Origin of the sequence: Roseateles chitinivorans (assembly GCF_002761755.1) — a bacterium.
GTDB lineage: Bacteria > Pseudomonadota > Gammaproteobacteria > Burkholderiales > Burkholderiaceae_C > Roseateles > Roseateles chitinivorans.
The window spans coordinates 121,536-128,405 of record NZ_PEOG01000011.1; the positions used below are offsets into that span (position 1 = coordinate 121,536).

At 66.1% G+C, this 6,870-nt stretch carries 5 protein-coding genes; all 5 read right to left on the reverse strand.

Annotated elements, in window-relative coordinates; all coding sequences use genetic code 11:
• Window positions 1-11: 11 nt before the first annotated feature.
• Window positions 12-1,091 carry a pirin family protein gene (locus CS062_RS05445; protein WP_099860427.1) on the reverse strand — a complete coding sequence of 360 codons (1,080 nt, stop codon included), beginning with the start codon at window positions 1,089-1,091 and terminating at the stop codon, window positions 12-14.
• A 73-nt stretch (window positions 1,092-1,164) separates the two neighbouring features.
• Window positions 1,165-1,689 carry a DUF3592 domain-containing protein gene (locus CS062_RS05450; protein WP_158238672.1) on the reverse strand — a complete coding sequence of 175 codons (525 nt, stop codon included), beginning with the start codon at window positions 1,687-1,689 and terminating at the stop codon, window positions 1,165-1,167.
• Window positions 1,690-1,971: 282 nt separating this feature from the next.
• Window positions 1,972-4,497, reverse strand: a complete 2,526-nt coding sequence (gene gyrB / locus CS062_RS05455; RefSeq protein WP_099860429.1) for a DNA topoisomerase (ATP-hydrolyzing) subunit B — start codon at window positions 4,495-4,497, stop codon at window positions 1,972-1,974.
• A 110-nt stretch (window positions 4,498-4,607) separates the two neighbouring features.
• A complete protein-coding gene (gene dnaN / locus CS062_RS05460; protein WP_099860430.1) occupies window positions 4,608-5,732 on the reverse strand; it encodes a DNA polymerase III subunit beta in 1,125 nt (374 codons plus the stop codon).
• A gap of 70 nt (window positions 5,733-5,802) precedes the next feature.
• Window positions 5,803-6,870 (reverse strand): chromosomal replication initiator protein DnaA (gene dnaA, locus CS062_RS05465; RefSeq protein WP_099860431.1); only part of this gene is annotated, 1,068 nt, incomplete at its 5' end.

Below are 6,870 nucleotides of genomic sequence, written 5' to 3' on the forward strand. Positions count from 1 at the left end.
CTTGCGGTGGCTCAGTCCTGCGACGGCGGCCGCTCCGTCCGGCCGTCCGCATGCCGCGCGAATCGGTCCTCCTGGTCTCCGTGCACCGGCGCCGGATCCGGCCACGGCCAGCCGCCGAACTCGGTGCGACGGTAGTCCTCGAAGGCCTGACGCAGCTCCTGCTCGGTGTTCATGACGAAGGGGCCGTACTGCGCCACCGGCTCACCGATGGGACGGCCCTGCAGCATCAGCAACTCGGCAGGTGCTTCGCCATTGGTGAGCACGACGTCGACGCCCGCCCGCACCTCGAGGGAATGGCCGACGGTCACGGGCTCGTCGCCGATCGTGATGCGGCCGCCGGCGAAGAAGTACAGCTTGCGTCGCGTGCCGTCGCCCAGCGCCGCAGGCAAGGTCCATTGCGCACCGGGCTCCAGGCGCAGCGTCCACATGGCCAGGTCCGAATGCAGCCGCGAGCCCCACGAGTCCGGCGGCGGCGCGAGCGGCTTGGTCACCGTCGCGCCGGCATGAGCGGCGTCCGGCAGGGCGCCCGCGATGACCACCACCTCCGTCGCGCGTCCGGCGTCGTCGACGAAGGTGTGCCGCGGGATGTCCTGCGACCAGAACATCGTGAAGTGCGGCTCCACCATCTTGCTGTCCGCGGGCAGGTTGAGCCAGATCTGGAACAGCTCCAGCGGGTTGGGACGGTCGGTGTGCAGCAGCGGGAACATCTCCGCGTGGACGATGCCCTTGCCGGCTGTCAGCCACTGCACGTCGCCGCCGCCGAAGCGCGCGCCGGCGCCCAGCGAATCGGAATGGTCGATGCGGCCCCGGCGCACGATGGTGACGGTCTCGAAGCCGCGGTGCGGGTGGGCGGGGAAGCCGGGCACCTGCTGGCCGTGATACATGCTCCAGCCGTCCTTGCGCGAGAAGTCCGAGCCCATCTGCCGGCCCGCCAGCAGCGAAGCGTCCGGGCCGTACCGGCCGTTGCCGCGCGGATAGGCGTCGTCGTGGTGGACGCAGAACAGGAAGGGGTCGACCGTGTCCCAGGGCATGCCCAGGGGCTGGACGGAGAGGACGGGCGAGGCGGTGAGGTCGGTGCGGAGGGTGGTCATGGCGGGGTCCCCAAGGGCCCTCACCCTAACGCGAAATCGTGCATCGTGCTGGGGGCATGCTGGAAGGCGGCGGTCACTCCAGTCGTGGACCACTGATGGACGCCGTCCGCCGCAATGCCTGCCCCCGGGTGCTGCGATACATCCGCATCGACCAAACCAGCAGCCCCCCGCCAGCGCCGCCGAACCCGACCGCGAAGAGCGACCAGAAGCCCAGCACTGCCCAGCGCACGCTGCGGTCCAGCACCGCCTCTTGCGGGCGTTCTGGATTGACGTAGGCGGTCAGCCGCCCTCCGGACTGAAGAATCCGCTCCAGCCGCCTGCCCAGTTCGAGATTGAAGTCGGTGACGTTGTCGGTACCCGCGACGATGGTCGCACGCCTCCCTGTGTGTTGCACCCCGTCGATCTCGTAGCGGTACAACGCGCGCACACCGTAGGCTCGCCCGCCTTTGCCGTTCCGGGTCAGGAGTTCGGCCTCGACCAGCTGCGCATGCACCGGTTGCCACGACCGCATGCGCCATCCGTCGTAGAGCATCGGCCCGATCGCCGCGAACAGGAATATCAGCCCCACGATCGTGAACGGCAGCGCGAACAGCGCCATCGCTATCCACGACCGGGGTGAGGGTCGACGTCTGGAACGGGCGACCATGGCGATGAGTGCCCTTCTTCGAATGGAGGCAATGACAGGGCGGAAGGCGTCCGCCTCCGCGGCAAGGCATTGTGAAGGCCGCCGCGCGGGCGCCGGGCATCGCCCCCGTTTGAATGGCCGCCGCACGGTCCGGTTGTTTTGGTTTCACCACGCTCCAACCTCGGCGAGGTAGACCAAACAACGACTTCGGCGGGTTCGCTGCGCGGTGCTCCTGACCGGTCGCCCAACAAATCCTCAAACGTCGATGTTGGCCGCCCTCAACGCATTCGTCTCGATGAACTCCCGGCGCGGTTCGACCTCATCGCCCATCAGCATCGTGAACACGCGGTCCGCCTCGATCGCATCCTCGATCTGCACGCGCAGCAGGCGGCGGACCGTCGGGTCCATCGTCGTCTCCCACAGCTGCTCCGGGTTCATCTCGCCCAGGCCCTTGTAGCGCTGGCGACCCACGCTCGATTCCGCCTGCGTCATCAGCCAGGCCATCGCGCCGCGGAAGTCCGCCACCTTGCTTTCCTTGGCCTTCTCGCCTTCGCCCTTGCGGATCACCGCTTCCTCGCCGACCAGGCCCTTGAAGGTCTTGCCCGCTTCGGCCAGGACCTCATAGTCCGCGCCGTGCACGAAGTCCGCCGTGATGATGCTCGAGCGCACATTGCCGTGATGACGACGGCTGATGCGCAGGAACAGCTTGTCCGTTCGCGGATCCGTCTCCGCGCTCACCACCGCGTCGTGCAGCGCCGACTGCAGCGCCGTCGCGGAAATGTCCGCCGCTTCCTTCGTGTCCAGACTCAAGGTCAGACCCGACGCCAGCAGGTGCAGCGCCTCGCCGTCCATCCATGCGGACAGGCGCTCGATCACGTTCTGCGCCGCCACGTACTGGCGCGCCTTGGTCTCCAGGTCCTCGCCCTTGAGCACCGGACCCGTGCCCACGCCGCCGGTGTGCAGCTCGGCATCGTTCAGCGCGACCTTCAGCAGGAAGCCGTCCAGCTCATGGCCGTCCTTCAGGTACTGCTCGTGCTTGCCGACCTTGACCTTGTACAGCGGCGGCTGCGCGATGTAGATGTGACCGCGCTCCACCAGCTCCGGCATCTGCCGGTAGAAGAAGGTCAGCAGCAGCGTCCGGATGTGCGCGCCGTCCACGTCCGCGTCGGTCATGATGATGATGCGGTGGTAGCGCAGCTTGTCCGGATTGAAGTCGTCGCTGCCCGCGCCGCGACCGATGCCGGTGCCCAGCGCGGTGATCAGCGTGATGATTTCATTGCTGGTCAGCAGCTTCTCGTAGCGCGCCTTCTCGACGTTCAGGATCTTGCCGCGCAGCGGCAGGATCGCCTGGAACTTGCGGTCCCGGCCCTGCTTCGCGGAGCCGCCGGCGGAGTCGCCCTCCACGATGTAGATCTCGCACAGCGCGGGATCCTTCTCCTGGCAGTCCGCCAGCTTGCCCGGCAGGCCCATGCCGTCCAGCACGCCCTTGCGCCGCGTCATCTCGCGTGCCTTGCGCGCCGCTTCACGCGCGCGGGCCGCCTCGACGATCTTGCCGCAGATGATCTTGGCGTCGGTCGGGTTCTCCAGCAGCCAGTCGCCCAGCTTGCTCGCGACGATTTCCTCCACCGGGCCGCGCACTTCGCTCGACACCAGCTTGTCCTTGGTCTGCGAGCTGAACTTGGGCTCCGGCACCTTGACGCTGACCACGCAGGCCAGGCCTTCGCGCATGTCGTCGCCGGTGACGTCGACCTTGGCCTTCTTGGCCAGCTCGTTGTCCTCGATGTACTTGTTGATGACCCGCGTCATCGCCGCGCGCAGACCCGTCAGGTGGGTGCCGCCGTCGCGCTGCGGGATGTTGTTGGTGAAGCAGAGGACGCTTTCGTTGAAGCCGTCGTTCCATTGCATCGAGACCTCGACCCCGATGTTCGTGTTCTGCTCCGACATCTTGTCGCCCTGGGCGTGGAAGATGTTGGGGTGCAGCGCCGTCTTGCCCTTGTTGATGAACTCGACGAAGCCGCGCACGCCGCCCGCGAAGGCGAAGTTGTCTTCCTTGTTGTTGCGCTCGTCGACCAGGCGGATCTTCACGCCGTTGTTCAGGAACGAGAGTTCGCGCAGGCGCTTGGCCAGGATGTCGTAATGGAACTCGGAGTTCTGGGTGAAGATCTCCGTGTCCGGCAGGAAGTGGACCTCGGTGCCGCGCTTGTCGGTCTCGCCGACGATCTTCATCGGGCTGATCTCGAAGCCGTCGCGTAGCTCGATCAGGCGGTCCTGCGGCACGCCCTTCTTGAACTCCAGCTGGTGGACCTTGCCTTCGCGGCGCACCGTCAGGCGGAGCGTCTTGGACAGCGCGTTCACGCAGGACACGCCCACACCGTGCAGGCCGCCCGAGACCTTGTAGCTGTTCTGGTTGAACTTGCCGCCGGCGTGCAGTTCGGTCAGCGCGATCTCGGCCGCCGAGCGCTTGGGCTCATGCTTGTCGTCCATCTTCACGCCGGTCGGGATGCCGCGGCCGTTGTCGATGACGGAGATCGAGTTGTCGGTGTGGATGGTGATGACGATGTCGTCGCAGTAGCCGGCCAGCGCCTCGTCGATCGAGTTGTCGACCACCTCGAACACCAGGTGGTGCAGGCCGGTGCCGTCCGAGGTGTCGCCGATGTACATGCCGGGACGCTTGCGCACCGCCTCCAGGCCTTCCAGGATCTGGATGCTGGACTCGCCGTACCCCGCGCCGTCGTTCTGCTGCTGAGGCTGCTGGTCGGGATTCTGCTGAGGATCGGTCATCGAAAAACTCTCTCTTCTCACTGCGGGCCGCGACCGCCGCGACGGCGGATCGCGCGCCCTTCAAAAGCGCTGAAGCGGGCCGAAGCCCGCTCGTTCATCTCTTTGCCGCGTCAGATTCTCATCGGCATGACGACGTACTTGAAGCCGCTGTGCTCCGGAATGCTGAGCAGCGCGCTGGACGAGCTGTCATTCAGGTCCACCCGCACCATGTCCTGCGACATGTTGGCCAGGACGTCCATCAGGTAGGTCACGTTGAAGCCGGTCTCGATCTGGTCGCCGCCGTAGTCGATCTCGAGTTCTTCCTTGGCCTCTTCCTGCTCGGCGTTGCTCGAGGCGATCGACAGCAGGCCCGGCTCGAAGGACAGGCGCACCGCCTTGAACTTCTCGCTCGTCAGGATCGCGGCGCGCTGCAGCGCGGCCAGCAGCGGCTGGCGGCCCAGGATCACGTGGAAGCGGTGGTTCTTCGGGATGACGCGGTTGTAGTCGGGGAACTTGCCCTCGACCAGCTTGGTCACGAACTCCATGCCGCTGAAGCTGAACTTGGCCTGGTTGCCGGCGAAGCGCATCTCGATCGGCGCGCTCTCGTCGTCGCCCTTGCCGCCGTCCTTGAGCAGGCGCATCAGCTCCAGCACCGTCTTGCGCGGCAGGATGACTTCCTGCTTGGGCATCTCGGTGTCCGTTTCGGCCTGGGCCAGCGCCAGTCTGTGGCCGTCGGTCGCCACCAGCGTCAGGGTCTTGCCCTCGGCGACGAACAGGATGCCGTTCAGGTAGTAGCGGATGTCATGCACCGCCATCGCGAAGTGCACCTGGTTGATCAGGCCCTTCAGCGTCTTCTGCGGCACGCTGAACGCGGGACCGAAGTCGGCGGCTTCCTGCACCAGCGGGAAGTCGTCGGCCGGCAGCGTCTGCAGGGTGAAGCGGCTCTTGCCGCCCTGCAGCGTCATCTTGTTCTGGTTGGAGGTCAGGCTGACCGTCTGGTCCGAGGGCATCGAGCGCAGGATGTCGATCAGCTTGCGCGCGCCGATGGTCGTGGAGAAGTCCCCGTCGTCGCCTTCGAACTCGACCGTGGTGCGGACCTGGATCTCCAGGTCGCTCGTGGTCAGCTCCACCTGCTTGCCCTGCTTCCGGACCAGCACGTTGGCCAGGATGGGCAGGGTGTGGCGCCGTTCCACGATGCCGGACACCGCCTGCAGCGCGGCAAGCACTTTGTCCTGGCTGTCTTTCAACACGATCATGTCAACCTCTCTCCACTGTTGGCTGTACGGGCGAACGCGGCATTTTCGCTGAAGGCGAAGGCCTTTTCTCTCATCCCTTCAGCGTTTGCTCCAGCACATGCAACTGCTGGTTCAACTCGGTGTTCTTCTGGCGCTCTCCGCCGATCTTGCGGACCGCATGCAGCACCGTCGTGTGGTCGCGGCCGCCGAACAGCTCGCCGATCTCCGGCAGGCTCTTCTGCGTCAGCTCCTTGGCCAGGTACATCGCGATCTGACGCGGCCGGGCGATGCTCGCCGGGCGCTTCTTCGAATACATGTCCGCGACCTTGATCTTGTAGAAATCGGCCACGGTCTTCTGGATGTTCTCGACCGAAATCTGCCGGTTCTGGATCGACAGCAGGTCCTTGAGCGCCTCGCGCGCCAGCTGGATGTTGATTTCCTTGTGCGAGAAGCGGCTGTAGGCCAGCACCTTGCGCAGCGCGCCCTCAAGCTCGCGCACGTTGGCCCGCACGTTCTTCGCGATGAAGAAGGCCACGTCCTCCGGCATCGGCGCGCTCTCGGCCTCGGCCTTCTTGATCAGGATCGCGACCCGCATCTCCAGCTCGGGCGGCTCGATCGCGACGGTCAGGCCGGCGTCGAAGCGGCTGGTCAGGCGCTCGTCGATGTCCACCAGGCCCTTCGGATAGGTGTCCGAGGTCATGATGATGTGCGCCCGCTTCGCCAGCAGCGCCTCGAACGCGTTGAAGAACTCCTCCTGCGTCCGGTCCTTGCCGGCGAAGAACTGCACGTCGTCGATGAGCAGCAGGTCCAGCGAGTGGTACTTCGCCTTCAACTCGTCGAAGGTCTTGCGCTGGTAGTTCTTGACGACGTCCGAGATGAACTGCTCCGCGTGCAGGTACAGGACACGCGCGTCGGGGCGGTCCTTGAGCAGCGCATTGCCGACGGCGTGGATCAGGTGGGTCTTGCCCAGGCCGACACCGCCGTAGATGAACAGCGGGTTGTACATCTGACCCGGCGCGCCGGCGACGTGCAGCGCGGCGGTCCGCGCCATCTGGTTGGCACGGCCAGGGACCAGCGTGTCGAAGGTCAGGCTGGTGTTGATGCGGTGGCGCGTGGCGCTGGGCGGGACGTTGGGCGTTGCGCCCGGCTGGATCAGGCT